This is a genomic window from Streptomyces sp. SID13726, assembly GCF_010548375.1.
Lineage (GTDB): Bacteria > Actinomycetota > Actinomycetes > Streptomycetales > Streptomycetaceae > Streptomyces.
This window is the reverse complement of record NZ_JAAGLY010000002.1, coordinates 403,827-428,935: the sequence shown is the minus strand read 5'-3', so window position 1 is coordinate 428,935 and position 25,109 is coordinate 403,827. Positions and strand designations below refer to the sequence as shown.

Sequence of the window (25,109 nt, the reverse complement as noted above, 5' to 3'; positions counted from 1 at the left end):
ACGACATGACCCATGTCGAGGACGAGCTGACCAGCCAGCCGGAGTGCTGGACCCGGGCGGCGACGGAGGCCGCTCGGCACGCCAATGTGCTTCCGGCGGCCGGGGAGCGAGTGGCGATCGTCGGATGCGGCACGTCGTACTTCATGGCCCAGGCGGTGGCGGCGCTGCGCGAGAGCGCGGGCCAGGGGGAGACGGACGCCTTCGCCGCCTCGGAGTTCCCCTACGGCCGCTCGTACGACCGGGTGGTCGCCCTCACCCGCTCCGGCACCACCACCGAAGTCCTCGACCTGCTCGGCCGGTTGAAGGGCGGCACCCCCACCATGGCCCTCACCGCCGACCCCGCCACACCGGTCATGACCGCCGCCGACGAGGTCGTCGTCCTCGACTTCGCCGACGAACGCTCCGTCGTCCAGACGAGGTTCGCGACCACCGCCCTCACCCTGCTCCGCGCCCACCTCGGCCTGCACACCGACGCCGTCGTCGCCGACGCCCGCACCGCACTGTCGACTCCCCTGCCCGCGGGGCTCGTCGAGTGCACGCAGTTCACCTTCCTCGGCCGGGGCTGGACTGTGGGACTGGCCAACGAGGCCGGACTCAAGATGCGCGAGGCGTCCCTCGCCTGGACCGAGGCGTACCCGGCGATGGAGTACCGCCACGGCCCCATCAGCGTCACCACCCGGTCCACCGCCACCTGGATGCTCGGCGAGGCCCCCGAGGGACTGGCCGGACAGGTCCGGGAGACCGGCGCGCTGTGGGTCCCCGGCACCCTCGACCCGCTTGCCGAACTGGTCCGGGTCCAGCGCCTCGCGGTGGCCGTCGCCGCGGCCCGCGGCCTCGACCCGGACCAGCCCCGCCACCTCACCCGCTCGGTGATCCTCACCTAGGAGACGTCGTGCCCCTCGTCGCCACCGGCGAGCTCGTCACCCGGGCCGCCCGCCGCCGCTCCGCCGTCGCCGCCTTCAACATCATCACCCTGGAACACGTCGAGGCCGTCGTCACCGGCGCCGAGTCCCTCGACACCCCCGTCGTCCTCCAAGTCAGCGAGAACGCCGTCAAGTTCCGCTACGGCCGCCTCCTCCCGCTCGCCCGCGCCGCCGTCACCGCGGCCGAACGCGCCGCCGTGCCCGTCGCGTTGCACCTCGACCACGTGCGGAGCGACGAACTGCTCCGCCAGGCCGCCGACGCCGGCTTCAGCTCGGTCATGTACGACGCGGCCCACCTGCCCTACGCCGAGAACCTCGCCGCCACCCGCGCCGCGGCCGACTGGGCGCACTCTCAAGGTCTCTGGATCGAGGCGGAGTTGGGAGAGGTCGGCGGCAAGGACGGGCGGCCCCCGCTGGACGCCCACGCCCCCGGCGCCCGCACCGACCCCGACGAGGCCCGCGCCTTCGTCGCCGACTCCGGGGTGGACGCCCTCGCCGTGGCCGTCGGCAGCGCCCACGCGATGACCGAACGCACCGCCACCCTTGACCACGACCTCCTCAAGCGCCTCGCCACCACCCTGGACGTGCCCCTCGTCCTGCACGGCTCCTCCGGAGTCCGCGACGACGAACTCACCGCGGCCGTCGCGGGAGGCATCGCCAAGGTCAACGTCGGCACCGCCCTCAACATCGCCATGACCGGCGCGATCCGGGAGTTCCTCGCGACTCACCCCGAGGCGGTGGACTCGCGCAAGTACCTCGGTGTCGGCCGGGACGCCATGGCGGACGCGGCTCGGCGGATCATCCGGATGCTGGGCGCCGGGCAGTGAGAACGGGCTGGTAGAAGCCGCCGGGCGCGGGCTCGTGCCACCGGAGGTCCACGAAACCGGCCGCCGTCACGAATTCCGTCAACTGAGCACGGGACAGCGCCCAGGAGGTCGTACGGCGGACGCGGACGGACCAGTCGTCCCCGCCGCCGGACACCAGCTGGAAGTACTCCTGGTCGTAGTGCTCCCCGTCGGCGTGCCAGTGCCACAGTTGGAAGGTGATCGCCCGGCCGTCGGAGCCGTCCGAGACCTGCGGGGGAGCGGCCCCGGGCCTGGTCCGGCGGATCTCGTCGTAGTCCCGGACGGTGAGCAGCAGCAGACCGCCCTCCCGCAGGGCCCGCCGCATGCTCGCGAGCGCGGCCTCCACGTCCGGGGCTGTGAGCAGATGTGCGACGGAGTTGTCGGCGCAGACGACGACGTCGAAGGCCGAGGCGGCGAACGGGAGTTGGCGCATGTCCGCGGCGGCCGTCGGCAGCACGGCACCGCGGGCCGACGCCTCCGTGGTCGCGCGTGCGGCGGCGACGGGACTGAGATCGCTGCCCACGACCCGGTGCCCGGCCAGCGCCAGCCCGATCGCCTGCGTCCCGATCCCGCACGAGCAGTCCAGGACCCGGTGGGGTCCGGGCCCCAGGAGGGGTTCCAGTACGGCGGCCTGATACGCCATGTTCGCGTCCCAGTCCGCGAAGACGCGGTGGTAGTCCGGAGCCAGTGAGTCGTAGAAGTCTCGCGTCGAGGAGTCAGTCACCCGACCGTTTTACCGCCTTGAGGACCACGAACTTCGGGTCGCTCGCCACCAGTTGGCTGTTCCCGAACAGTTTCCGCAGCTTCACGTGGTACCCGAGATGCCGGTTCCCGACGACCCACAGCTCACCACCCGGCCGCAGCGTCCGGCGCGCCCCGGTGAACATCCGCCAGGCCGACGCGTCCGTCGTCGCCTGGTGGGAGTGGAACGGCGGGTTGTTGAGCACGAGGTCCACGCTGCCCTCCGGGACCCCGGTCAGACCGTCCCCGACGCGGAACTCCGCGTGCCCCGGCACGCCGTTCGCCTTGTACGTCGCCTCCGCCGAGGCCACGGCCTGGAACGACTCGTCGACGAACAGCACCTCGGCCTCCGGGTTCGCCAGCGCCACCGCCGTACCGACCACGCCGTTGCCGCAGCCCAGGTCCACGATCCGCTGGGTGCCCCGGCTGTCCGGGAGGTGCCGGAGGAGGAACCGGGTGCCGATGTCGAGCCGGTCGGCGCAGAAGACGCCCGCGTGGTTGACGACGGTCCGTCCGGAGACGGTACCGACGCCGTCCGGGAGCGAGTAGCCGTACGGCCAGGGATTGGCCGGTCGTACGAGCGACGGCTGCGGAGCGCAGAAGATCAGCCGGGCCTTCTTCTCGGCGAGCGAGGTGCGGGTCGGGCCGAGGATCCGCTCGAACAGCCGGAGCGTCGAGGTGTGGATCTCCTTCACCATGCCGGTGCCGACGACGACCGTGTCCTCGTGCACCCCGGGCGCCAGCCGCAGCAGCTGGTCCTCCAGCAGGGCCAGGCTCTTCGGCACCCGCACCAGGAGCACGTCGATCCGGTCGGGCGGCGGGTCCTGCGTGGTGAGCAGCCGCACGGTCCCCGGCTCGACGCCGGCGCGCGCGAGGTTCGCCCGGGTCGCCTCCTGGCTCAGGAAGGAGTCGGTGATCTGCACCGGCCGGTGCTCGGCCAGCGCGGTGACCAGCGCGCCCCAGCGGTCCCCGACCACCACGACCGTGCCGGACAGCGACACCCCCTCGTCCGTGAGATGCCTCAGCAGATACTCGTCGGAGGCGTCCCAGGCACGCAGCCGGTCGCGCGGGTCCTCGGGGAAACGGGTGAGCGGGAACTCGCCCCAGGGGGTCGTCATACGGTCGTCCATCGTGCGCCCAGGCTATCGGAGTCGCAGCTCAGGCCTTGTCGGGCAGGATGGCGTCCATGGAAGGCGAGCTGTTCCCCAGGCCCCGCACGCAGGTCGCGCCGGGCGCGGTGCACCTGCCGGACTGGCTGGACCCCGCGCGACAGCGCGAGCTGCTGGATGCCTGCCGGGAGTGGGCGCGCCCACCCGCCGGACTGCGCACCGTCCGCACCCCGGGCGGCGGCACCATGACCGCACGGCAGGTCTGCCTGGGCTGGCACTGGTATCCGTACGCCTACGCCCGCACGGTCGCCGACGGCGACGGGGCACCGGTGAAACCGTTCCCCCACTGGCTGGGCGAGCTGGGCCGGGAGGCGGTACGGGACACGCTCGGCCCGCGGCAGGCGCTGTACGACATCGCACTGATCAATTTCTACGACGGCGACGCCCGCATGGGCATGCACCGGGACAGCGACGAGGAGTCGGACGCCCCCGTGGTGTCCCTGAGCCTCGGCGACAGCTGTGTCTTCCGGTTCGGGAACACCGAGACCCGGACCAAGCCGTACACGGACGTCGAGCTGCGCAGCGGCGACCTGTTCGTGTTCGGCGGCCCGGCGCGGCTCGCCTACCACGGGGTGCCCCGTGTGCATCCGGGCACCGCGCCGCCCGAGTTGGGGCTGACGGGGCGGCTGAACATCACGCTGCGGGTCAGCGGGCGGTAGGCCGTGTCACGAGCGGATCATGGGAGACTCGCCCTCATGAGCGGCAAGGCGGACCCCCGGCCGGCGGGGGAAGGGACCACCTCAAGGACGCGGCTGGACCGGGGGCGAGGCGCGCTCGGGCCCGCGTTGGAGCTCGTGCACACCGGACGCGCCCCCACCCGGGCCGTGCTCACCGCCGAACTCGGGGTGACCCGGGCGACGGCCGGAGCGGTCGCCGCCGAACTGGAGGCGCTCGGGCTGATCCGCGTCGACGCCCGGCCCACCGCGCCCGCGGGCTCCCAGGGCCGGCCCTCGCACCGGCTCGCGGTCGCCGAGGACGGCCCGGTCGTGCTGGCCGCGCAGGTGCACGCCGACGGTTTCCGGGCCGCGCTGGTCGGTCTGGGCGGCCGTATCGTCGCCACCGCGCCCGGCTGCGAGACCGTCGACGCCGACCCGGCGAAGGTCCTCGGCTCCGTCGTCGAGGCGGGCACCGAACTGCTGCGCACGACCGGCAGACGCTGTGTCGGCGCCGGACTCGCCGTACCGTCCGCGGTCGCCGAACCCGAAGGACTCGCCCTCAACCCCCTGCACCTGGCCTGGCCCGCCGGTGCCCCCGTCCGCCGGATCTTCGACGAGTGCGTGCGGGCCGCCGGCATCACCGGACCGGCCTTCGCGGGCAACGACGTCAACCTCGCCGCGCTCGCCGAGCACCGGCACGGCGCCGGTCGCGGCGCCCGGGACCTGCTCTGCGTGGCGACCGGACACCGGGGCGTGGGCGGCGCGCTGGTGCTCGACGGGCGTCTGCACACGGGCAGTTCGGGCCTGGCGCTCGAAGTCGGCCACCTCACCGTCAACCCCGAGGGCCGCCCCTGCCACTGCGGCAGCCGCGGCTGTCTGGACGTCGAGGCCGACCCGCTCGCCCTCCTCACGGCGGCGGGCCGCGAACCCGGTCCCGAACTCTCCCTCCTCCAGCAGGCCAACGACCTCGTCCGCGACCAGTACGACGACCCCGCCGTCCGGGCCGCCGTGGAGACGCTGATCGACCGGCTGGGACTGGGACTCGCGGGCCTGGTGAACATCCTCAACCCGGACCGCATCATCCTCGGCGGCGTCCACCGCACCCTCCTGGACGCCGACCCGGAGCGGCTGCGCGCGGTCGTGGCCGAGCGCAGTCTGTGGGGCCAGAGCGGTGGCGTCCCGATCCTGGCCTGCACCCTCGACCACAACAGCCTGGTCGGGGCGGCCGAGTTGGCGTGGCAGCCGGTGCTGGACGACCCGCTGGGTGCACTCGTCCGTGACTGAACTGATCGAGCCCGCCGGGATGCACCTGGTCGAGGTGGCACCGCCGGTGCTGACCGCCGAGGAACGCACGGCCATGGACCGGGCGTGGGACGCGGCGCTCACGGCCAACCCGAGCTTCTTCGACGGACCGGTGGCGGTCTGCGCGGGCCTCGACCGGACGGACCCGGACCGTCTGGTCGTCTCCTGGGCCCGGACGACCTACCGCTACTTCGCCCTGCGCCGCGTCCCGGGCGCCCGGCCCCTGCGCTCCCTCTTCGTGAGCGTGGTCCAGCCGACCGGCGACGGTCGGATGCTGGTGGGCCGGATGTCGTCCTTCACCGCCGCGCCGGGCCGCTGGCAGTTCCCGGGCGGCTCGGTCGAGCCACCGCTCGGCGACACGGTTCTCGACGAGCCCGCCCTACGCCGTCACGCCGCACTCGAACTGGCCGAGGAGACCGGCGTCGACATTCCGGCCGACACGCTCACCCGCCTGCTGGTCACCCACGGCGAGGGCGGCCAGGTCGGCGTCCACTACCTCGCCCCGCCGTTGCCCGCGTCCGAGGTGCGGGCGCGCTTCGATGATCTGGTCGCCGCCGAGACAGCACGCGGACAGGACCCGGAGTTCGACCGCATCGCCCTGGTCGGGTCCCCGGCCGACCTGGCCGGGCTCACCGGGCCGCACGTCGTCTACCTGGAACCCCTCGTCCGCAGGCTGAGCCGCCGAGTAGGCTCGTGACATGCGGATCTCCGTCTCCTCGGACATGGACGAACCGGTCGCGCGCGCCCTCCTCGACGAGCTGCGCGTCCGCGGCCACAACGTACTCACGCACGGCGCGCTGAGCCCCGGCGACGACCCGCGATGGGCCGTCTGCTCCGAGGCCGCGGCCCGTGAGGTGGCCGCCGGGACGGCCGACCAGGCGATCGTGTGCTGCTGGACCGGCACGGGCGCATCCATCGCCGCCAACAAGGTCCCCGGCGTACGGGCCGCCCTGTGCACGGACGCCTACACGGCGGACGGCGCCCGCCGCTGGAACGACGCCAACGCGCTGGCCCTGAGCCTGCGGCTGACGTCGGAGCCGCTGCTCAAGGAGATCCTGGACGCGTGGTTCGCGGGGGAGCCGAGCGGGGACGCGGAGGACCGGGGGAACGTGGCGCATGTGGGGCGGCTGGAGGGTCGCGACCAGGGGACTGGATAGCCAGTGCTGGGCGACCGGATGGCCGGTGCTGGTAGCCCGGGCAGGACTCACCACTCAGACAGGCCTCACCCGCACAGACTCCACAGCGCCGCCACCGCCGGCCGCCGCAGATCCGCCCGCCGCACGCACAACCCGATCGGGAACCGCTCCGGCGCCGACTCGGCGGGCACCTCCGCCAGCCGCTCCCGCACCGCGCTGTGCTCGAGTACGAGACGGGGGACCACGCCCGTGCCGCAGCCCAGGGCGACCAGTGTGAGCAGCCCTTCGTGGCCGTCGGGCTCGCAGGCCACGTCGGGAACCGTGCCCCGGGCCCGGAACCAGCGGTCGGCGGCCTCGCGGACCAGCCCGCGGTGCGGGAGGACGAACGGCCCGGCCAGATCCGGGTCGGGCCGCTCCCGCGCGGTGACGAGGACCAGCTCGGTCACCGCGACCGTCCGGCTCACCAGCCCCTCCGGCAGCCGGGCCGGGATCCCCGCGACGGCCACGTCCACCTCGCCCTCGTCCAGCCGGGCCAGCGCGGCCGCCGCGTCACCGGTGCGCAGATCGAGCCGCACCTGGGGATGGGCCGCGCGGAACGGCGCCAACAGATCGGGAAGCAGGGCCTGGCAGGCGGTCACCGTCGCGAACACGGCCAGGCGGCCGGTCAGTTCGGCCGGATCGGGATGCTCCTCACGGTAGGCGCGCCACAACTCCAGTGCCTGGACGGCGTATTCACGGAAGCGGTGCCCCTCCGCGGTCAACGACACCCCGCGCGGGCCACGGTCGAACAGCCGGTGCCCGAGATCCGCCTCCAGCCGCTGCACGGTCCTCGTCAGCGTGGCCGGGCTGACATGGCAGTCGAGGCTCGTCCGGCCGAAGTTCAGCGTCTGCGCGAGGTGCAGGAAGAGACGCAGCTCCCGGTGATCATCCATGTGACCTGGGCCTTTCATGCAGTGCAACAGCGCGATGCGGAAGTTGCGCTTGCCGCAACACTCGGCCGGAGCCTACAACTCCACCATGACCTCCACCACGTACGCCTCCCGCGTCTTCGCCCTCGAAACCATGGACGTCCCCGGCGGCACCGAGACCGTCCTGCGCGGCGGCCGGCACCTGTTCGCCCTGCTGCCCCAGGCCTTCGCCGGGGTCCGCCGGGTCGGGGTGCTCGGCTGGGGCCCGCAGGGCCGGGCCCAGGCGCTCAACCTGCGCGACTCGCTCGCCGGTACGGACATCCGGGTGGCCGTGGGACTGCGCCCCGGCTCCTCCTCGGCCGCCGACGCGCGCGCCCACGGCTTCACCGAAGAGGACGGCACGCTGGGCGACTGGCTCGCGGTCGCCGCCGACAGCGACCTGGTCGTGCTGCTGATCGCGGACGCGGCACTGGCCGCCCACCACCAGGAGATCTTCGCGGTGCTGAAGCCCGGCGCGGCGATCGGGCTCTCGCACGGCTTCCTGCTCGGTCATCTCCGGGAGACGGGCGGTGAGTTCCCGGCGGGGCACCCGGTGATCGCGGTCTGCCCCAAGGGCATGGGCGACTCGGTGCGCCGCCTCTACCAGCAGGGCGCCGATGTCAACGGCGCCGGGATCAACAGCAGTTTCGCCGTGCACGCCGACCCCGACGGCCGGGCCGTCGACCTCGCGCTCGGCTGGTCGGTGGCGCTCGGATCGCCGTACACCTTCCGCACCACGCTGGAGAGCGAGTACCTCTCGGACATCGTCGGCGAGCGGGCCATCCTGCTCGGTGCCGTCCACGGGATCGTCGAGACGCTGTACACGCGGTACCGGCTGGCGGGGGACGACGAGGTGACGGCGTACCGGCGGTCCTGCGAGAACGTCACCGGGCCGATCGCCCGCACGATCTCGCACTCCGGGCTGCGGGCCGTGCGAGAGGCTCTCGACCCGGCCGGACAGGAGGTCTTCGACCGCGCCTACACGGCGACCTACGGTCCCGCGCGCGAGATCGTCGCGGAGATCTACGACGAGGTCGCCGACGGCACCGAGCTGCGCAGCGTGATCCTGGCCGAACGGCGGCTCGGCGCACGGCGGATGAGCGAGATCGGCGGATCGCCCATGTGGGGCGCCGGCGAGCGGGTGCGGGCGCTGCGGAGCGAACGCGAGCTGTCCGTCGACCCGTTCACGGCCGGGGTCTTCGTCGCCACCATGCTCGCTCAGGTCGACGAGTTCGCCGAGCGCGGCCACCCCTGGTCGGAGATCGTCAACGAGTCCGTCATCGAGGCCGTCGACTCGCTCCTGCCGTACATGCACGCCCGGGACGTGGCCTACATGGTCGACAACTGCTCCCGCACGGCCCGCCTCGGCGCCCGCCGCTGGGGCCCGCGCTTCCAGGCCGCCTACGAGCAGATCGCCTACCCGGCCGCCGAACACCCGGCGGACACAGCCCTGTTGGCGGCCTTCGCGGCCCACCCCGTGCACGAGGCACTGGCCTCGGCTGCCAAGCTCCGCCCCTCCGTGGACATCTCAGTGGCCTAGCGGCCGGCTCGGCGGCGGGGCCTCGGGACCAACTCGCCGCCGCAGTTGGGGCAGACGCCCGCCATGGCCTCCGTGCATGGCACGCAGAAGGTGCACTCGTACGAGCAGATGCGGGCCGGGGCGTCGGGCGGCAGGGACGCGGTCTCGCAGCGTTCGCATCGCTCGCGCATCTCCAGTGCCATGGCTCCGCCTTTCCTCGCGCGGACGTGCTTCTTGCGTCTGCGCGGACGTCGTCCCCTCATCCTCGTGCCGCCCGACCGGGCCGAAAGGGCACGGCGGGTCAGCGAGCGACAGGATCGGGCCACTCCACCGCGAACGCCCGGCCCGGGTTGTCGGTGAGGATCCGCCGGACCAGCTCCTCGCCCAGCTCGGCCGCGAGCCGTGGCCGCACCCGGCGCAGCAGGTACGGCATCCCCGGTCCGCCGTCGACCGAGCGCGCGGACGCGGTCGTGGTGTCGCCGCCGAGCAGCAGCCGGTCCCCGTGACCGGCGTCGGCGAGGGCCCGGAGAGCGTCCGGCATACGCCAGTCGGTGGCGTGGTGGGCGCGGGACGGCCCGTCGAAGGCGAGGAAACAGCCCGATTCGGCGGCCTGGCGGTGCAGCACGGGATCGGGGGAGCGGTTCAGATGCCCCAGGATCACCCGCGACGGCGGCACCGCCAACTCCCCGCACAGCAGGTCGAGTACGTCCGGCGCACCGGTGCCCAGCTCCAGGTGCACGGCGATCGGCGCCCCCGTCGCCCGGTGGGCCTCGGCAGCCGCGGCCAAGGTCCAGCGCGCGTGCGCGTCCAGGGCGTGGAAGCCGCCCGCCACCTTGATCAGTCCCGCGCGGACCCCCGACGTGCCGATGCCGTCCGTGAGTTCGGCGACGAACACCTCGGCCAGCCCGCCCCGCAGCCCGGCGAGCGTACGGTCGTCGTAGTGGACCGCCTGGTGCAACCCGGTCGCGGCGACGATGTGCACCCCCGTCTCCCGGGACAGCGCAGGCAGATCGGCGGCCCGCCGCCCCAGCCCGTACGGCGTCCACTGCACGACGGCGCCGCCGCCCTGCGCCGCGAACGCCTGGAGTTCGGCCCGGGCCGCGGCCGCGCTGCGCAGTTCCTGACCGGGCAGTCGGGGGCTGCCGAAGAACAGGTGGTCGTGCGCGTCGCACACACCGAGCCGCTCGGCCGGGAGATCCCCGGCCACCGTACGGACCGCGCTCACCACTGGCGCCCCCTCGGCAGGCGCTCCCGTCCCGGCGCCGACACGTGCAGCACCTCGAACACGTCCCCGTCGGCCTTGGGTGTCTCCTGCGTCCAGAGCGAGAAGTGGACGACTTCCCAGCGGGCCGTGTCCACCGCGGAGGCGACGAACAGCGCGCCGTCCTCCTCGGCCAGCCGCTCCGCCGTCCCGACCGCGTCCGCCATCAGCTCCGCCAACTCCGCGCCCTCGGGCACCGGTTCACTCCGCCGCACAGCCGACCGCGCGGGAGAGCCCGCGGCGCCGCCCTCCTCGTACGACAGCCCTGTCCACTGCCGTACCGACGGCCGCCCGAAGTCGTTGCTGAGGCCCTGGAAGGCGCCGCCCCAGAGGAAGGTGTTCATGCCCTCCACGGTGTTCCAGAGGTAGAAGGGCGCGTACTGGTTGACGGGTGAGCCGTGCACCCCGCGCTCGCGTATCAGGTACGTCTTGAAACCGAGGCCCTCCCAGTCGTCGAGCAGATGCCCGATCCGGGCCACCCGGGCGCGGACGACGGCCATGTCGTAGTCGGCGGGGAGTGTGAGCTCGTACTGCATGGCGTGCATCGGGCGCCTCCTCAGGCGGGGTGGTCCTCGGGGGCGACATGCTCGGACCGGTCGGCGGTCGTGCCGTCCGCCGCCGCCTCGACGACCGCGAGACGGGTCATGAAGGTGCGCGGCCCGGCTCCGTGCCAGTGCCACACGCCCGGCTCGATCCACGTGGTGTGCGCGCCGGGCGCGAAGTGGACGTTGAACATCCGCACTCTCGACGGCGCGGGTGGTGCGGCGATCTCGTCGAGCCACACCGTCCCGGTGCTGTTCTCCGCCGCGCCCTGCCGGGTCTCGGCCCGCTGTCGGGTGATCCGCACGTCAATCGGCTCCCTTACGACGACTTGGGGGTGAGCAGTGAGAGCAGGCCCCGCACACCGGCGTCGAACGCCGCGGGCGAGCCGGATGCCCGGGCCAGTACATAGCAGCCCTGGACGGTGGCGAGGACGGTCGCGGCGATCTCTTCGCCGTCCAGCGAGGACGCGAACTGGCCCTGTTCCTTGCCCTCTTCGACGATCCCGGCGATTCGTTCCCTGATCCAGTCGATCGTCTCGTCGACCGGTGCGCGCAGCTCGTCGCTGGCGATCACCTCCGGGTCCATCGTGAGCCGGCCGATCGGACATCCGCGCAGCACGTCCCGCTCGCGTCGCAGATACGCCTCGATGCGCTCGTACGGTGTCCCGGGACCGCCGAGCACCTCTTCCGCGGTGGCCCGCAACTCCTCGGCGGAGCGCCGGATCGCGGCCAGCGCGAGATCGGGCTTGCCCTTGAAGTGGTGGTACATGCTGCCCTGACCGGCACCCGCGCGCTCCAGGATGGCCTTGGGGCTGGTGCCCACATAGCCCCGCTCCCACAGCAGCTCACGGGTGGACTCGATCAGTCGGTCCGAGGTGCTCATGGACTCACTGTACATACTAGTAGTTACAGAAATCGAGGGCCTTGTGGAGCAGCCGGAACAGGCCCGCGTACTCCCCGGGAGGTACACGCACTGCCGCTGGCCGTACGACGACCCGGACCCCTCCCCGGAGCCAGTCTCGAAACAGCACCGAAGGACAGCGTCAGAACCTCCAGGGAGATGAACCGACATGCAGACACTCGCGAACTGGGACGGCGGCCCGGGCCCGTGGATCCTCTTCTTCCCGCTGATCTGGGCGGCCGTCGTGCTCGGCGTCGTCACCGTCCTGCGCCGCACCGTCTGGCGCGGGCGCCGCGGACCGTGGCGCGCCATGGCCGACAGTGGCCCCTCCGGTGACTCGCCGATCGCCGTGCTCGGCCGCCGTTTCGCCTCCGGCGAGATCGACGAGGACGAGTACTGGCGCAGGCTGTCCGCCCTGGACGAGCAGTTCGGCCGTACGACGGGCAAGGGAGGTGCGGCATGACGGCGACGACCGTCTCGACCGCCCGGGCGGACATGCCGCCGGCCGCCCGCGTGGTCGACGCCGTGAAGGTCTACGGCAGCGGCGACACCGGCGTCAGGGCCCTGGACGGGGTGAGCGTCGACTTTCCGGCCGGCCGCTTCACCGCGATCATGGGGCCCTCGGGCTCCGGCAAGTCCACCCTCATGCACTGCGCGGCCGGCCTCGACACGCTGACCGCGGGCGCCTCCTACATCGGCGACACCGAACTGGGCGCGCTCGACGACCGTCGGCTGACCCTGCTGCGCCGCGACCGGGTCGGCTTCGTCTTCCAGGCCTTCAACCTGGTGCCGACGCTGACCGTCGAGGAGAACATCAGGCTGCCGCTGGACCTCGCGGGCGGCAAGGGCGACCAGGAGTGGATCGACGCCCTGGTCGACGTCGTCGGCCTGCGCGACCGGCTCCACCACCGGCCCGCCGAACTCTCCGGCGGACAGCAGCAACGCGTCGCCGTGGCCCGGGCGTTCGCCGGTCGGCCGGACGTCGTCTTCGCCGACGAACCCACCGGAAACCTCGACTCCCGCTCCGGCGGCGAGGTCCTCGGACTCCTCGGCCGTACCGTGCGCCAGACCGCCCGAACGGTCGTCATGGTCACCCACGACCCGGTCGCCGCCGCCCACGCCGACGAGGTGGTCTTCCTCGCCGACGGGCGCCTGGTGGACCGTATGGAATCCCCGACGGCCGACAAGGTGCTGGACCGGATGAAGGCGTTCGAGACGGCCTCACGGACGGCGGCGGACTCGCGGACAGCGGCCTCTTCAGCGGCTCCGGCGTCCTCACCGGCATCGGCACCGGCGTCCGTACCCGCACCGGCCTCTCTGCGGACGCCGACGCAGACACGGACGGAGGGACCGTCATGAACGCCTCCGTCCGCCTCAGCGCCTCCTCCCTCCGCGCCCACAAGCGCCGCTTCGCCGGCACCTTCCTCGCCGTGTTCCTCGGCGTCGCCTTCCTCGCCGGGACGCTCGTCATGGGCGACACGCTCCGCGCGAGCTTCGACACGATGTTCGGCAGGGCGACCAGCGGCACCGACGCCGTGCTCCGCAGCGCCGACGCGATCACCACGCCGGGGGAGAGCCAGGGGGTGCGCGCACCTGTCGACGCGAGCCTGGCCGAGACCGTCGAGCGGGTCCCCGGTGTGGCGGCCGCCGCCCCCGACGTCCAGGGCGCGGGCCAGCTGATCGGCGCCGACGGCAAGCCCATCGGCGGCCAGGGCCCGCCCACCCTGGCCGGGAACTGGATCGACGACCCGGAGCTCAACCCGTACCGACTGGCCGAGGGCCGCGCCCCGGAGAAGTCCGGCGAGGTCGTCGTCAACCGGGGCACCGCCGACCGGGGCGGCCTGAAGATCGGCGACACGACGGTCCTGCGCACCCCCGACCCCGTCGAGGTGACGATCGTGGGCCTCGCGACTTTCGGCGGCGAGGACGGCATGGCCCAGGTGACCTTCACCGGCATGACCCGCGCCGACGCCGAGAAGTACCTCACGGCAAGGCCCGGCGAGGCGACGGGCATCCAGGTGCGCGCGGGACCGGGCGTCGGCCAGCAGCAGCTCGTGGACCGGCTGACTCCCTTGCTGCCCAAGGGTGTTGAGGCGATCACCGGCCAGGAGTCGGCCGAGGAGAACACCGACATGATCTCCAGTCAGTTCCTGTCGGTCTTCACCACCCTGCTCCTGGTGTTCTCGGGCATCGCCCTGCTCGTAGCGACCTTCTCCATCCACAACACCTTCGCGATCGTCGTCGCCCAACGCACCCGCGAGAACGCCCTGTTGCGCGCCCTCGGTGCCTCCCGGCGCCAGGTCACCGCGATGACCCTGACGGAGGCGAGCGTGGTCGCCGTGACCGCGTCCGCGGCGGGCCTCGCGGGCGGCATCGGCATCGCGGCCGGACTCCAGGCGCTGTTCCCGGCCATCGGATTCCCCTTCCCCGAGGGCGACTTGGTGGTCAGCGTCCTGTCGATGGCGCTGCCGCTAGCGGTCGGCGTCCTGGTATGCCTGGGCTCCGCGCTGCTCCCCGCCGTCCGGGCCGGCCGCACCGCACCCCTGGCGGCGCTGCGCGAGACGGCCGTCGACCAGTCGGGCGCCTCCCGGGTCCGCGCGGTCGTCGGAGGAGGCCTCGCGGCACTCGCCGTGGCCGTCACCCTCACCGGTGTCCTGGTGTCCCCGTCCCTCTGGCTCGCGGGAACCGGCGCCGTCCTGGCCCTCGTCGCCTTCGTGGTCCTCGGTCCGGTCGCCTCCACGACGGCCGTACGTCTCCTCGGCAGCCCTCTCGACCGGCTGCGCGGAGTCACCGGCGCTCTCGCCCGGCGCAACGCCCTGCGCAGCCCCAAGCGGACGGCGGCCACCGCGAGCGCGCTGATGATCGGCGTGGCCGTGGTCTCGCTGTTCACGGTGTTCGGGGCGTCCCTGAAGGCGACCATGGACCAGACCGTGTCCCGGTCCTTCGCGGGTGATGTGGCCGTCAGCACCCCGTCGTTCGGCGCGGGCGGCAGCGGACTGAGCCCCCGGCTCGCCGGAGCGGTCCAGGAGCTGCCCGAGGTGGACACGGCCGTCGGACTCGGCCGCGGTGTCGCCGAAGTCGACGGTGAGGGAAGGCCGTTGACCGTCACCGACCCGCTCGCCCTGGAGCGCACCTTCGACCTCGGCAAGGTCCGGGGCTCCCTGTCCGGCCTCGGTACGGACGGCATCGCGATCACCGAGAAGGAGGCCGAGAGGCAACACCTGGCCACCGGCGACACGGCCCGGCTGACCTTCACCGACGGCACCTCACGGACCTTCACGGTCCGCGCGGTCTACGGCCGGTCCGAACTCGCCGGCGACTACGTCATCACCCGCGCGGCCTGGGCCCCGCACCGCACCCAGGACTCGGACACCCTGGTCGCCGTCTCCTTCAAGGACGGCGTGAGCACGGACACCGGCAAGGCGGCCGTCGAGAAGGTCGCGGCCCGGTACGGCGACCCCGAGGTGCAGACCCGCGACGAGTACGCGCAGTCCTCGGCGGGCGGCATCGACATGATGCTCACCCTCGTCTACGCGCTGCTCGCCCTCGCGGTCCTGATCGCCCTGCTGGGCATCGCCAACACGCTGACCCTCGCCATCCACGAGCGCACCCGCGAACTGGGCCTGCTCAGGGCCGTGGGCCAGACCAGGTCGCAGCTGCGGGCCATGGTCCGCTGGGAGTCGGTCCTGGTCGCCGCCTTCGGCACGGTCGGCGGACTCGCCCTCGGCGGCTTCCTCGGCTGGGTCCTGGTCAAGGCGTCGGACGGCACGAGCGACAGCGCCTTCGCCTTCGCGATACCGCCGCTGCAACTCGCGGTCGTCGCCCTGGTGGGCCTCACGGCGGGCGCCCTCGCGGGCCTGAGGCCGGCTCGCCGAGCGGCACGCCTGGACGTGCTGCGGGCCATCGCCACGGAGTGACGACCGGCTGCACCGCCATGGAGTGACGACCGGCCGTACCGTCGTCACCTCACGGGCCGCGAACGGCCCGGCGACCCGGCGGCCCGGCAGCCCGGCGGCCGGCGGTCCGACGGGACGAGCCGGAGAGACCCGGCCGGGGTTGCTCCCACCGGGGGAGCGGACCCGCACAGCCCCCGCGGACGACCGTAGGGACCACAGGCGTGTCACCGCCCGGTCAGCCGGCAACGGCGGACCGGGCGGGAGCGTGTTCGGGACGGTGGCTGTCCACCGAGACCTCGGCGAACCGGATCGCGGGTTTCTCCGCGACCTTGCGCCGCGGCGGACGCGCGGCGGCACCCCGAGCGGCGGCAGGCGTCGGCAGCGTGAACCACACGACCTTGCCCGACTCACCGTCCGGCCGGACGCCCCAGCTCTCGCTGACCGCGGCGACCATGGCGAGCCCGCGCCCGCACGTGGCGAGCGGCTCGGTGTCCTGGATGTCGGCCACGACCGGCAGACGCGGGTCGTGGTCGTGCACCGAGACCGTGAGCCGGTCGAGCAGCAGCTCGATCTCCACGGTGCACGTCTTGTCGGGCTGGGCATGGCGGTGGACGTTGGCCAACAGCTCCGTCACACCGAGCGCGGCCCGGTCTATGAGGGGATCCATATGCCAGTAGCGCAACTGCGCTGAAAGGATTCTGCGGACCTGGCCGATCCGCGACGGCAGGGCTTGGAGCTCCACCGTGCAGTGCCTGCTCGGATGACTGATCACGGCTGCGACTCCCCGACGAGAGGTCCGGAAGAACACGGAGTTCGGATCGATGCGGCAGGGTGCCTGAGTGAAAACGGCCGCCTGCTGTCGTGCCCGGCGGGCTGGTTCGCAGCGTAATCGCCGGTAAACCCAGAGTGATGTGAGACCAGCGTGACCCAGGAGGTGCGGTACCGCAACACGGGGCCCGCGGAGCCGGTCGTACGGCGCGGAATCAGTTCCCGCGCCCCGCCGCCCTGCGTACGGCCTCGATGAACCGGCGTGCGGCGGGCGGCCCGGGCTCGCCCGGAGCCGGGTCGTGCTCGCCCAGGGTCAGCAGGTACCGGTTTCCGTTGAGGTCGGCGAGGGCCCGGTCGTCCGCGGCGAACCAGGGCTTGGAGGCGCGCACCGCCTGCACCGGCGCACTGTCGATCTCACTGCCGTAACTGGTGAGCAACTCCAGCCTGCCGTCACTGATCCGGACCTGACCGGCCCGGGTGAGCGAGCGCAACCTCTTGCCGATCCGCACGCCCGTAGCCGTGAACTCCGGCTCCGCCATGCCGTCCCGCCCCCTTGTGCGCGTCGGTGTGCCGGCCCGTGCTCCCGCGTGGGCCGAGAGCCGGCTCCTGTCGTGATCCAGTGTGCGCCCCCGTCCGGGACGTCCGTCCCGTCCGGTGCAGTCTGCCCGCCACGGGCGTCTGGCACCAGTGCGCATGACACCTCGGCGGGGAGTGTCCGGAGCACTCGTCCGAATGCGCCCCCGCAGGCGCGTCCCGGCCCGGCCCCAGGGGTGTCTTTGGGGCGCTCAAAGATGCGTTTATGCAGGTGAGGAGCGTGCGGAAGGTGTCTATGATCGAAGCGTCGGCCGCGCGATCCGCCGTCGGCGCGCAGCGTAAGGAGCCCCGTCGTGAGCACCCCTCAGCAGATCCGGACCGGCGACACCCTCGACGTCGACCACAGCGACGCCGCCTACCGCGGCTGGCTGAAAGAAGCCGTCCGCAAGGTCCAGGCCGACGCCAACCGCTCGGCCGACACCCACCTCCTGCGCTTCCCGCTCCCGGAGAAGTGGGGCATCGACCTGTACCTCAAGGACGAGTCGACCCACCCCACCGGCAGCCTCAAGCACCGACTCGCCCGCTCACTCTTCCTCTACGGCCTCTGCAATGGCTGGATCCGGCCCGGCCGCCCGGTGATCGAGGCGTCCAGTGGCTCGACGGCCGTGTCCGAGGCGTACTTCGCGGGGCTGATCGGGGTGCCCTTCATCGCGGTCATGCCGCGCACGACGAGCGCCGAGAAGATCCGCCTCATCGAGTTCCACGGCGGCCGGTGCCACTTCGTGGACGACCCGCGCACCATGTGCGAGGAGTCCGCCCGCCTCGCGGTGGAGACCGGCGGCCACTACATGGACCAGTTCACCTACGCGGAACGCGCCACGGACTGGCGCGGCAACAACAACATCGCCGAATCCATCTTCCGCCAACTGGAGTTGGAGCGTTTCCCGGAGCCCGCGTGGATCGTCGCCACGGCGGGTACCGGCGGCACCTCGGCGACCATCGCGCGGTACGTCCACTACATGCAGTACGACACCCGCATCTGTGTGGCCGATCCGGAGAACTCCTGTTTCTTCGAGGGCTGGACCACCGGCGATCCGGACGTCACCTGCGACTGCGGCTCACGCATTGAGGGCATCGGCCGGCCGCGCATGGAGCCGAGCTTCGTACCCGGCGCGATCGACCGCATGATGAAGATCCCGGACGCGGCGAGCGTGGCCGCCGTCCGCGCCCTGGAACAGGCCATCGGCCGCAAGGCGGGCGGCTCGACCGGCACCGGACTGTGGAGCGCCCTGAAGATCGTCGCCGAGATGGTGGCCGAGGGACGCCGGGGGAGTGTCGTCACCCTGCTCTGCGACCCCGGCGACCGCTACCTGGACAAGTACTACTCGGACGCCTGGCTGGCCGAACAGGGCCTGGACATCGAGCCGTACACGACGGCGATCACCTCGCTCCTCGCCACGGGCGTCTGGCCCGACTGAGCTGTTCGGGCCACGGGCGTACGGCCCGACTGAGCTGTGCGGGCAACAGGTGTACGGCCCGACCTGACCTATCCGGCCAGGCGCCGGTCCAGCGTGGTCACCGCGCCCCGGAAGGCCCGTCCGAGACCGGCCCGCCCGAGCATCGCCACGAACCGGAAGGCGGCCGTGCCGTCCGCCGTGAACGTCCAGCGCACGCGCGTGCCCGTCCCGGCCGGGGTGAGCCGCCACTCCTCGACGATGGCGCGGACCCCGGGCGCGTTCGCCACGTCCACGCGGTAGGCGTACACCTCGGGCGCCTTCGCCACGAGGACCGTCTCCTGGAAGCGTCCGCCGCCCTTGAGGTGGACCTCGCGGGTCGAGCCGTCCCCGGTGGACCGGGCCAGCGTCACCGCCGAGAACCACTCCGCCCAGCCGGGCACGTCCTCGGCGAGAGCTTTGAAGACGGCGTCCGGCGGTGCGGACATCTCCTGTGCGAACACCATCCGGACGGGCGCGGTCTCGATGAAGTCGAGCCCCACCGCGCGGAGTTGGTGAGCCATGGACACCCCCCCTGGCGCCGATCGGGAGGTGTCACCCTAGCTGACGTTCAGTCAGCTGTCTGTACCCTCACCGGTCTCACCGGCCACCACCAGCCGCCGCAGATGCTCGGAGATCTCCGCGCGCGCCTCCGTCGGCAGCCCCGCGTCCGTCACCAGCGTGTCGACCTGCTCCAGCGAGGCGAACGAACTCAGGCCCACGGTGCCCCACTTGGTGTGGTCGGCGACCACCACGACCCGCCGCGCCGACTGCACCAGACGGCGGTTGGTCTCGGCCTCCGCGAGGTTCGGCGTCGACAGACCGGCCTCGACCGATATGCCGTGCACCCCGAGGAAGAGCACGTCGAAGTGGAGCGCCCCGATCGCCTGGTCGGCCACCGGACCCACCAGCGAGTCGGACGGGGTGCGCACCCCGCCGGTCAGCACGACCGTGGCCGCGCCCTGCCGGGGGCCCGTGGTGCGCTGCGCCGCGTGGAAGACGTCGGCGACCCGCACCGAGTTGGTGACGACGGTCAGGTCCGGCACGTCCAGCAGATGGTGGGCCAGCGCATACGTCGTCGTACCGCCCGACAGTGCGATGGCGGTACCCGGCGCGACCAGCTCCGCCGCCGACCTCGCGATGTCCTCCTTGGCCGTCAGCTCCAGGCCCGACTTCGCCTCGAAACCCGGCTCGTGCGTGCTCGCCTCGACCACCGGCACCGCGCCGCCGTGCACCTTCTCCAGCACGCCCTGACGCGCCAACGCGTCCAGATCCCGCCGTACGGTCATGTCCGACACGCCGAGCTTGCGGGTCAGCTCGTTGACCCGGACCCCGCCTCGGCGCCGGACCTCGTCCAGGATCAGGGCGCGCCGCTGCTCCGCGAGGAGGTTCTGATTCTCACTCACGTACGCTCCGGTCCTTTCGCCTCAAGCCGTCCGACACGCCCGGCGCACCAGCCCCGACAAGCGCGTTTTGCCCGTCCCTGGTGCGCGGACGTCCCATCCTCGCACGCGCCCCGCGGGGTCGCGCCACCGACCGCCCCGTCGCGCTCATGTCACCACGTCGACACCAGGGCTCCCGCTGTCACACGGATCGGGGAGATTCCGTGACGAGAGGTGTGCGGATCACGCCGAGCGGCGATCCTTGTGCCCGCACGAACAGATGCCGACGGCGCGTCACGGGGGAAGTGCGGAACAGTGGAACGTGTCACGACCATGGGCGCGGACGGCCCGGCCGCCCGGCCCGAAGAATCCGGGATCGCCCTGGAACTCCTGGTCCACGGAGTGGGCGGCACCACGCCGGAGAAGATGCTCGACGACCCGCGCACGGTACGGGTCACCGGCGACGACACGGCGGCCGTCTTCCGGCGCGCCGACGACGTCGACGCCGAGACCCGCCCGGAGGCGGGCCGCACCGGACCGGTGCCCGAGGCGTACGTCTGGTGCAACCTCACCTCCGGCAACGGCACCCGCGCCCTGTGGCTGCTGTTGCTGCCGTTCATGGTGGTCAACCTCGCCCACTGGATGCGCCCCGGCGCACGCGGCCGCAGGCGGACGGTGCGGGTGTACGGGCTGCTGGTGCGGCTCGCCGGCCTGACCTTGACAGTGCTCCTCGTCGCCGCCGCCTGCGAGGTCGCCCTGGACCTCGTGGCCTGGCAGTGCGCGGGCACCCGCGCGTGTGCCGAGTCGCACTCCTGGCTCGGCTTCCTGTCGCCCGACGTGTCCGCCGACGGCTGGTGGAGCAGGCCCGGCCGCCGCCTCGCCCTTGCCGCCCTGGTCCCGGCCGCGCTCACCGGCCTGCTCTGGTACCTCTCCCACCGCACCTGGAGCGCCTACGAGTCCCAGCGGCCCATGGACCACCGGGCCGAGCCCGAGGAGGACAACAGCCGCACCGCGCTCGGCCGGCCCGGCTTCTGGTACGGCCGCCGCCTGGTCGCCCGCCTGCGCGCCGCGCACACCGCCGCCGGACTGCTGACCATCGCCGCCGCGGTCTCCTCCACCGCGACGCGCTTCGACCACGAGCCGGGCGGCCCCGCACTGCTGGACACCCTCGGCCGACTGCTCCAGGCGGCCCTCGTCGCCGCCGGTGTCGCCGTCGTCTGGGTGGTGTGCCGCCGCGGCCGCAGCGAGCGGCACCTGGACCGGGAGCTCGACGAGCATCTCGTACGACGCCTGCCGCTCGCCGCCCTCGTCCTGCTCGTCCTCGCCGCGGTGTACGCCGGGTGGGAGCGGCCCGGGTGGGAGTCGCACGGCAGGCTGTCCGGGGACGCCACCTTCGGCGGGATCGCCTTCGTCCAGGGACTGCTGGTCATCGCCCTCGCCGTGGTCGCCCACCTGCTCCACCGCACCCACCCCGAGCCCCGAGCCGCCGTGCGGGGCTTGGGCGGACCCGCCGTCGCGACCCTGGCCTGCGCCCTCGGCGGAGTCATGTCCGGCGGCGTGTCGCAGCGCGTGGCCGACTGGCTGGACGGCACCGGCGCGACCGTACCCGGCCCACCGGTCCTGCTGACCTGGCAGGCGTCCGTGATCCCGCTGGTCCTGATCGTCCTGCTCGGTCACTGCGCGTGGCTGGGGTGGCGGACCTGGCGGTCGAGCCGGGCCCAACTCGGCGCCGTGGAGAGCGACTACCCCGGCGAGGCCAAGGACGCGGCGTACAGCCGGCGCATCGCCAGGACCCGCGCCATGGCCGCCCTCACGGACCGGGGACCCCGCCTGATCGGCGTGACGGCGGCCAGCACCCTGCTCCTCGGCGCCGCGGCCCTGGTGGGCGCCCTGACCTCCCACAAGACACCGGGCAGGGCCGCCGAGGGGGCGTACGCCATCGTGGAGAGCGCCGCGGAGACCGCCCAGGCGCTCGGCTCCTGGCTGATCGGCCTCGGCTTCATACTCTTCGTCACCTGGGGCCGCCGCGCCTACAAGGACCCCTCGGCCCGCCGCACCATCGGCATCCTCTGGGACGTCGGCACCTTCTGGCCGCGCGCCGCCCACCCCTTCGCCCCGCCCTGCTACGCGGAACGCGCCGTACCCGACCTGACCTGGCGAATGGCGACCTGGACCCGCGCCACCCGCGGCCGCCTGGTCATCTCCGGACACTCCCAGGGCAGCGTCCTCGCGGCGGCCGCTGCCTGGCAGCTGGAGCCGTCGGTCCGCAAGCGGGTAGCCCTGCTCACCTACGGCTCGCCGCTGGAGCGCCTCTACGGCCGCTGGTTCCCGGCCCACTTCGGACCGGCCGCCCTCACCGCCCTGCACCACGACGTGGACTGCTGGCGCAACCTCTACCGGCTCACCGACCCCATCGGCGGCCCGGTCCGGCTGCCCGGCGACTGCGGCCCCGAGGTGGACCGGGCACCCCTCAGGGACCCGCTCTCCTACGGCCGCAGCGATCTGCACCCGCTGCCCGCGCCGATCCTCGGCCACTCCGACTACCAGGCCGACCCCGCGTTCGCGCAGGAGCGGGCGCGACTGCTGGCCCGGCTGCAACCGGACCTGCCGGGCCCGCGCTCTCAGGGGGAGTCGGGCAGGTCCTCGGCGTAGAGCAGCGTCAGATCGTCCGTGGTCGGGTCGGCCACCTGGGCGACCCGGCTCGCGTGCCGCTCCACCATCGCCTCGAAGGTCTGGCGCGCGGTACGGCCGTTGCCGAAGGCCGGGCCCTTGGGCAGCACGGTGAAGTACTTCCGCAACGCCTCCGAGGCGCCCGGCGCCAGCCGGTACTCGTGCTCCTCCGCCTGCTGTTCCACGATGCTGAGGAGCTCGGCGGGGTTGTAGTCGCTGAAGGTGATGGTCCGTGAGAACCGGGACGCCACACCCGGGTTGACCGACAGGAACCGCTCCATCTCGGCGGTGTAGCCCGCGACGATCACCACGACCGCGTCCCGGTGATCCTCCATCAGCTTCACCAGCGTGTCGATGGCCTCCTTGCCGAAGTCCCGGCCCGAGTCCTCCGGCGACAGCGCGTACGCCTCGTCGATGAACAGCACCCCGCCGCGCGCCCTGTCGAACGCCTCCTGGGTGCGGATCGCCGTGGAGCCGATGTGCTCGCCGACCAGGTCGACGCGGGACACCTCGACGAGATGACCCTTCTCCAGGACGCCGAGGGAGGCGAGGATCTCGCCGTAGAGCCGGGCGACCGTCGTCTTGCCGGTGCCGGGGGAGCCCGTGAAGACCAGGTGGCGCTTGACGGAGGCCGCCTTGAGGCCCGCCTGCTGGCGGCGCCGGCCCACCTCGATCATGTCGGTGAGCGCCCGCACCTCGCGCTTGACGCTGTCCAGGCCCACCAGCGCGTCGAGTTCGCCCAGGACGGCCTTCGAGGTACGCGAGGGCTGCTCCGGCTCGGCGGGGGTGACCAGCGGCTCCTGCTCGGTGACGCGCTGCCCCGGGATCGCGCCCAGCAGGCCGGCCGAGCGGGACTCCGTCTGCACGGCCGTCTCCAGGGCCGCGGGCGGCGTCAGGCTGCCGCTCTCGTCGCTCGTGCAGTCCTCGACGACGGGACCCGCTCCGGTCGCCGCGTCCGGGGCGTCCGCGAACTCGTAGCCCCCGCGCGCACAGCGTTCCGTGCGGCACTTCCTGAGCGTCGAGCGGGAACCGTCTATGACGTGGAAGCCGTAGCCGCCGCTGCCCGTCACCCGGCAGTTCAGGAAGCTGCCCCGGCCGCCCGCCGAGACGTAGAAACCGGCCTCCGCGGGGGAGTCGACCGTGCAGCGCTCGATCGTCGGGTCGGCGCCCTTCGTGACGATCACACCGGTCTGAGTGCCGTCCACGGTGCAGCTGTTGAGGGTGCCGCCGCTGCCGTGGTCCCGGAACCAGGCGCCGGTCGCGGCGTCCCGGATCCGGCAGTCGTCGAGCTGCGCGGTGGCCCCGTCACTCACCGACACCGCGGTGTTGCGCACCTGGGAGATGTCGGTGTCGACCACGTCCGCGCGCGAGCCGCGGTCCAGGACGAACAGCGCGTCCGGCACGTCGTGCACCCGGCAGGAGTCCAGTACGACGGTGGCGCCGTCGCTGACCCAGACGGCCGGGTAGTCGCCCGTGCTGTCGAAGATCTCGCACTGGTTGGCGTCCACGCGGGTGCCCGGGTCCCACACCGACAGGCCGTTGCGGCCGAACTGGCGGACCGTCGTGCGGGTCAGGGTGAGCACCGAGCGGGAGCGCAGGTCGACCGCGTTCTCCGGGATGTCGTGGATGCGGCAGTCGGCGAGGGTCAGCACCGCGTCGGTGTCGAGCGTGATGCCGTCGGAGGTGGTGCGGTGCACATCGCAGTCGGTGAGGTGAGCGGTGGCCCGGCCGGACACCTGGACCCCGCTGCCGCGGACCTCGTAGACCTCACAACCCACGGCCTCCAGCGCGGAGTTCTCGCCGGTCACCGACAGGCCCGAGCCCGAGGCGTGGTGGATCCGGCAGCGCTCCAGACGGGGGTGGGCGCCGCCGCGCACCGCGACACCGGACTGGCCGGCCGCCACGATCTCGCACTCCTCGTACACCCCGCCCGCGCCGTCCAGTACGGCGATGCCGATGCCGGCCGGGTTGTCGACGGTGCAGCGCCGCACGGTGGGCCGCGCACCGCCGCGCACCTCTATGCCGGCCGCGGACCGGGTGACGACCCGGATGTCCGCGAGCTCCGGGGTGCCCTCCTCGACGAGCAGGGCGGGCGCGGCCGCGTCCTGCCCCTCCACGTGCAGGTCCTGGACCACGGCCGAGGCGCGCACGGTCAACGGCACGCCGTCCATGGGCGCGATGCGCACGGAGCCGGGCGAACCCTCGGGACCGCGCAGGGTCACCGCCCGCTGCACGACGAGGTTCTCCCGGTAGGTGCCCGGGGCGACGGTGAGGACGTCGCCGTCGGCCGCGGCCTCGTGGGCGGCGGCGAGCGACGCGTACTCACCTGTGCGGCGCCGCCACCGCGATGTACCGGTGTGCGTCACCTGGACCGTGCCCTGTGCCATGGCGTTGCTGTGCCCCCACCTCGTAGTACGCGGGTTT

25 protein-coding genes are annotated in these 25,109 nt (G+C 73.0%); 12 read left to right on the top strand and 13 right to left on the bottom strand.

Annotated features, from left to right (window positions below):
• The first annotated feature begins 5 nt into the window (after positions 1-5).
• Together G3I78_RS05995 and G3I78_RS05990 are read left to right on the top strand one after the other, a co-directional pair.
• A complete protein-coding gene (locus G3I78_RS05995) occupies positions 6-884 on the top strand; it encodes an SIS domain-containing protein (protein WP_164421731.1) in 879 nt (292 codons plus the stop codon).
• 8 nt (positions 885-892) lie between these two features.
• Positions 893-1,750, top strand: coding sequence for a class II fructose-bisphosphate aldolase (locus G3I78_RS05990; RefSeq protein WP_164421730.1), 858 nt, complete (start codon positions 893-895; stop codon positions 1,748-1,750).
• On the opposite strand, the gene G3I78_RS05985 is transcribed toward G3I78_RS05990, so the two are convergent.
• A complete protein-coding gene (locus G3I78_RS05985; RefSeq protein ID WP_164421729.1) occupies positions 1,722-2,492 on the bottom strand; it encodes a class I SAM-dependent methyltransferase in 771 nt (256 codons plus the stop codon). The genes G3I78_RS05990 and G3I78_RS05985 overlap by 29 nt on opposite strands.
• Positions 2,485-3,627, bottom strand: coding sequence for a methyltransferase (locus tag G3I78_RS05980; RefSeq protein ID WP_164421728.1), 1,143 nt, complete (start codon positions 3,625-3,627; stop codon positions 2,485-2,487). Before G3I78_RS05980 ends, G3I78_RS05985 begins: the two co-directional genes overlap by 8 nt.
• 68 nt (positions 3,628-3,695) lie before the next feature.
• Here G3I78_RS05980 and G3I78_RS05975 point away from each other — a divergent pair, with 68 nt between their 5' ends.
• The 4 genes from G3I78_RS05975 to G3I78_RS05960 are packed head-to-tail and all read left to right on the top strand — an operon-like array spanning position 3,696 to position 6,793.
• On the top strand, positions 3,696-4,337 hold the full coding sequence (locus G3I78_RS05975) for an alpha-ketoglutarate-dependent dioxygenase AlkB (RefSeq protein WP_164421727.1): 642 nt from the start codon (positions 3,696-3,698) through the stop codon (positions 4,335-4,337).
• Positions 4,338-4,373: 36 nt separating this feature from the next.
• Positions 4,374-5,618 carry an ROK family protein gene (locus G3I78_RS05970; protein ID WP_164421726.1) on the top strand — a complete coding sequence of 415 codons (1,245 nt, stop codon included), beginning with the start codon at positions 4,374-4,376 and terminating at the stop codon, positions 5,616-5,618.
• Positions 5,611-6,333: an NUDIX hydrolase gene (locus G3I78_RS05965; protein WP_164421725.1), complete on the top strand. Its 723-nt coding sequence runs from the start codon at positions 5,611-5,613 to the stop codon at positions 6,331-6,333. The genes G3I78_RS05970 and G3I78_RS05965 overlap by 8 nt, the downstream gene beginning before the upstream one ends.
• 1 nt (position 6,334) lies before the next feature.
• Positions 6,335-6,793 (top strand): RpiB/LacA/LacB family sugar-phosphate isomerase, encoded by a 459-nt coding sequence (locus G3I78_RS05960; RefSeq protein WP_164421724.1) that lies wholly within the window; start codon positions 6,335-6,337, stop codon positions 6,791-6,793.
• A gap of 65 nt (positions 6,794-6,858) precedes the next feature.
• Here G3I78_RS05960 and ilvY read toward each other — a convergent pair whose 3' ends face one another.
• On the bottom strand, positions 6,859-7,704 hold the full coding sequence (gene ilvY / locus G3I78_RS05955) for an HTH-type transcriptional activator IlvY (protein ID WP_164421723.1): 846 nt from the start codon (positions 7,702-7,704) through the stop codon (positions 6,859-6,861).
• An 85-nt stretch (positions 7,705-7,789) separates the two neighbouring features.
• Here ilvY and G3I78_RS05950 point away from each other — a divergent pair, with 85 nt between their 5' ends.
• Entirely contained in the window at positions 7,790-9,259 is a 1,470-nt protein-coding gene (locus G3I78_RS05950; RefSeq protein ID WP_164421722.1) for a ketol-acid reductoisomerase, read from the top strand.
• Here the strand turns inward: G3I78_RS05950 and G3I78_RS05945 are convergent.
• The 5 genes from G3I78_RS05945 to G3I78_RS05925 form a co-directional block, all read right to left on the bottom strand.
• A complete protein-coding gene (locus G3I78_RS05945; RefSeq protein ID WP_164421721.1) occupies positions 9,256-9,441 on the bottom strand; it encodes a DUF1272 domain-containing protein in 186 nt (61 codons plus the stop codon). The two genes, G3I78_RS05950 and G3I78_RS05945, sit on opposite strands and share 4 nt — an antisense overlap.
• Positions 9,442-9,539: 98 nt before the next feature.
• Positions 9,540-10,463: a phosphotriesterase gene (locus G3I78_RS05940; protein WP_164421720.1), complete on the bottom strand. Its 924-nt coding sequence runs from the start codon at positions 10,461-10,463 to the stop codon at positions 9,540-9,542.
• Positions 10,460-11,044, bottom strand: coding sequence for a DUF4865 family protein (locus tag G3I78_RS05935; protein WP_164421719.1), 585 nt, complete (start codon positions 11,042-11,044; stop codon positions 10,460-10,462). The genes G3I78_RS05940 and G3I78_RS05935 overlap by 4 nt, the downstream gene beginning before the upstream one ends.
• An 11-nt stretch (positions 11,045-11,055) precedes the next feature.
• Positions 11,056-11,346 carry a cupin domain-containing protein gene (locus tag G3I78_RS05930; protein WP_164421718.1) on the bottom strand — a complete coding sequence of 97 codons (291 nt, stop codon included), beginning with the start codon at positions 11,344-11,346 and terminating at the stop codon, positions 11,056-11,058.
• Positions 11,347-11,360: 14 nt separating this feature from the next.
• Positions 11,361-11,924 (bottom strand): TetR/AcrR family transcriptional regulator, encoded by a 564-nt coding sequence (locus G3I78_RS05925; protein WP_239157636.1) that lies wholly within the window; start codon positions 11,922-11,924, stop codon positions 11,361-11,363.
• A gap of 187 nt (positions 11,925-12,111) precedes the next feature.
• On the opposite strand from G3I78_RS05925, the gene G3I78_RS05920 reads away from it, so the two are divergent.
• From G3I78_RS05920 to G3I78_RS05910, 3 genes are read left to right on the top strand one after another with little or no spacing between them, the layout of a single operon-like run.
• Positions 12,112-12,405 carry an SHOCT domain-containing protein gene (locus G3I78_RS05920; protein ID WP_164421716.1) on the top strand — a complete coding sequence of 98 codons (294 nt, stop codon included), beginning with the start codon at positions 12,112-12,114 and terminating at the stop codon, positions 12,403-12,405.
• On the top strand, positions 12,402-13,301 hold the full coding sequence (locus G3I78_RS05915; protein ID WP_239157635.1) for an ABC transporter ATP-binding protein: 900 nt from the start codon (positions 12,402-12,404) through the stop codon (positions 13,299-13,301). Before G3I78_RS05920 ends, G3I78_RS05915 begins: the two co-directional genes overlap by 4 nt.
• Positions 13,298-15,859, top strand: coding sequence for an ABC transporter permease (locus G3I78_RS05910; protein WP_164421715.1), 2,562 nt, complete (start codon positions 13,298-13,300; stop codon positions 15,857-15,859). The genes G3I78_RS05915 and G3I78_RS05910 overlap by 4 nt, the downstream gene beginning before the upstream one ends.
• A gap of 214 nt (positions 15,860-16,073) precedes the next feature.
• Here the strand turns inward: G3I78_RS05910 and G3I78_RS05905 are convergent, their stop codons facing one another.
• Together G3I78_RS05905 and G3I78_RS05900 are read right to left on the bottom strand one after the other, a co-directional pair.
• Positions 16,074-16,610 (bottom strand): ATP-binding protein, encoded by a 537-nt coding sequence (locus tag G3I78_RS05905; RefSeq protein ID WP_164421714.1) that lies wholly within the window; start codon positions 16,608-16,610, stop codon positions 16,074-16,076.
• Positions 16,611-16,821: 211 nt separating this feature from the next.
• Positions 16,822-17,145 (bottom strand): hypothetical protein, encoded by a 324-nt coding sequence (locus G3I78_RS05900; RefSeq protein ID WP_164421713.1) that lies wholly within the window; start codon positions 17,143-17,145, stop codon positions 16,822-16,824.
• A gap of 348 nt (positions 17,146-17,493) precedes the next feature.
• On the opposite strand from G3I78_RS05900, the gene G3I78_RS05895 reads away from it, so the two are divergent.
• Positions 17,494-18,618 carry a PLP-dependent cysteine synthase family protein gene (locus tag G3I78_RS05895; RefSeq protein WP_164421712.1) on the top strand — a complete coding sequence of 375 codons (1,125 nt, stop codon included), beginning with the start codon at positions 17,494-17,496 and terminating at the stop codon, positions 18,616-18,618.
• Positions 18,619-18,686: 68 nt separating this feature from the next.
• Here the strand turns inward: G3I78_RS05895 and G3I78_RS05890 are convergent, their stop codons facing one another.
• Both G3I78_RS05890 and G3I78_RS05885 read right to left on the bottom strand, forming a co-directional pair.
• A complete protein-coding gene (locus G3I78_RS05890; protein ID WP_164421711.1) occupies positions 18,687-19,157 on the bottom strand; it encodes an SRPBCC family protein in 471 nt (156 codons plus the stop codon).
• A 51-nt stretch (positions 19,158-19,208) separates the two neighbouring features.
• Positions 19,209-20,039 carry a DeoR/GlpR family DNA-binding transcription regulator gene (locus G3I78_RS05885; RefSeq protein WP_164421710.1) on the bottom strand — a complete coding sequence of 277 codons (831 nt, stop codon included), beginning with the start codon at positions 20,037-20,039 and terminating at the stop codon, positions 19,209-19,211.
• 309 nt (positions 20,040-20,348) lie between these two features.
• Between G3I78_RS05885 and G3I78_RS05880 the strand changes: the two genes are divergently transcribed.
• Complete coding sequence (locus tag G3I78_RS05880; protein ID WP_164422112.1) at positions 20,349-22,667, top strand: lipase family protein; 2,319 nt, start codon at positions 20,349-20,351, stop codon at positions 22,665-22,667.
• Here the strand turns inward: G3I78_RS05880 and G3I78_RS05875 are convergent.
• Entirely contained in the window at positions 22,637-25,072 is a 2,436-nt protein-coding gene (locus tag G3I78_RS05875) for a right-handed parallel beta-helix repeat-containing protein (protein WP_164421709.1), read from the bottom strand. The genes G3I78_RS05880 and G3I78_RS05875 overlap by 31 nt on opposite strands.
• Between the last annotated feature and the right edge of the window lie 37 nt (positions 25,073-25,109).

Bases quoted from the DNA above. Each gene is read 5' to 3' on its own strand.
- G3I78_RS05995 (WP_164421731.1), top strand. From the start codon at position 6: ATGACCCATGTCGAGGACGAGCTGACCAGCCAGCCGGAGTGCTGGACC.
- G3I78_RS05980 (WP_164421728.1), bottom strand. From the start codon at position 3,627: ATGACGACCCCCTGGGGCGAGTTCCCGCTCACCCGTTTCCCCGAGGAC.
- G3I78_RS05975 (WP_164421727.1), top strand. From the start codon at position 3,696: ATGGAAGGCGAGCTGTTCCCCAGGCCCCGCACGCAGGTCGCGCCGGGC.
- G3I78_RS05970 (WP_164421726.1), top strand. From the start codon at position 4,374: ATGAGCGGCAAGGCGGACCCCCGGCCGGCGGGGGAAGGGACCACCTCA.
- G3I78_RS05960 (WP_164421724.1), top strand. From the start codon at position 6,335: ATGCGGATCTCCGTCTCCTCGGACATGGACGAACCGGTCGCGCGCGCC.
- ilvY (WP_164421723.1), bottom strand. From the start codon at position 7,704: ATGGATGATCACCGGGAGCTGCGTCTCTTCCTGCACCTCGCGCAGACG.
- G3I78_RS05950 (WP_164421722.1), top strand. From the start codon at position 7,790: ATGACCTCCACCACGTACGCCTCCCGCGTCTTCGCCCTCGAAACCATG.
- G3I78_RS05945 (WP_164421721.1), bottom strand. From the start codon at position 9,441: ATGGCACTGGAGATGCGCGAGCGATGCGAACGCTGCGAGACCGCGTCC.
- G3I78_RS05935 (WP_164421719.1), bottom strand. From the start codon at position 11,044: ATGCACGCCATGCAGTACGAGCTCACACTCCCCGCCGACTACGACATG.
- G3I78_RS05925 (WP_239157636.1), bottom strand. From the start codon at position 11,924: ATGAGCACCTCGGACCGACTGATCGAGTCCACCCGTGAGCTGCTGTGG.
- G3I78_RS05920 (WP_164421716.1), top strand. From the start codon at position 12,112: ATGCAGACACTCGCGAACTGGGACGGCGGCCCGGGCCCGTGGATCCTC.
- G3I78_RS05915 (WP_239157635.1), top strand. From the start codon at position 12,402: ATGACGGCGACGACCGTCTCGACCGCCCGGGCGGACATGCCGCCGGCC.
- G3I78_RS05910 (WP_164421715.1), top strand. From the start codon at position 13,298: ATGAACGCCTCCGTCCGCCTCAGCGCCTCCTCCCTCCGCGCCCACAAG.
- G3I78_RS05900 (WP_164421713.1), bottom strand. From the start codon at position 17,145: ATGGCGGAGCCGGAGTTCACGGCTACGGGCGTGCGGATCGGCAAGAGG.
- G3I78_RS05890 (WP_164421711.1), bottom strand. From the start codon at position 19,157: ATGGCTCACCAACTCCGCGCGGTGGGGCTCGACTTCATCGAGACCGCG.
- G3I78_RS05880 (WP_164422112.1), top strand. From the start codon at position 20,349: ATGGGCGCGGACGGCCCGGCCGCCCGGCCCGAAGAATCCGGGATCGCC.
- G3I78_RS05875 (WP_164421709.1), bottom strand. From the start codon at position 25,072: ATGGCACAGGGCACGGTCCAGGTGACGCACACCGGTACATCGCGGTGG.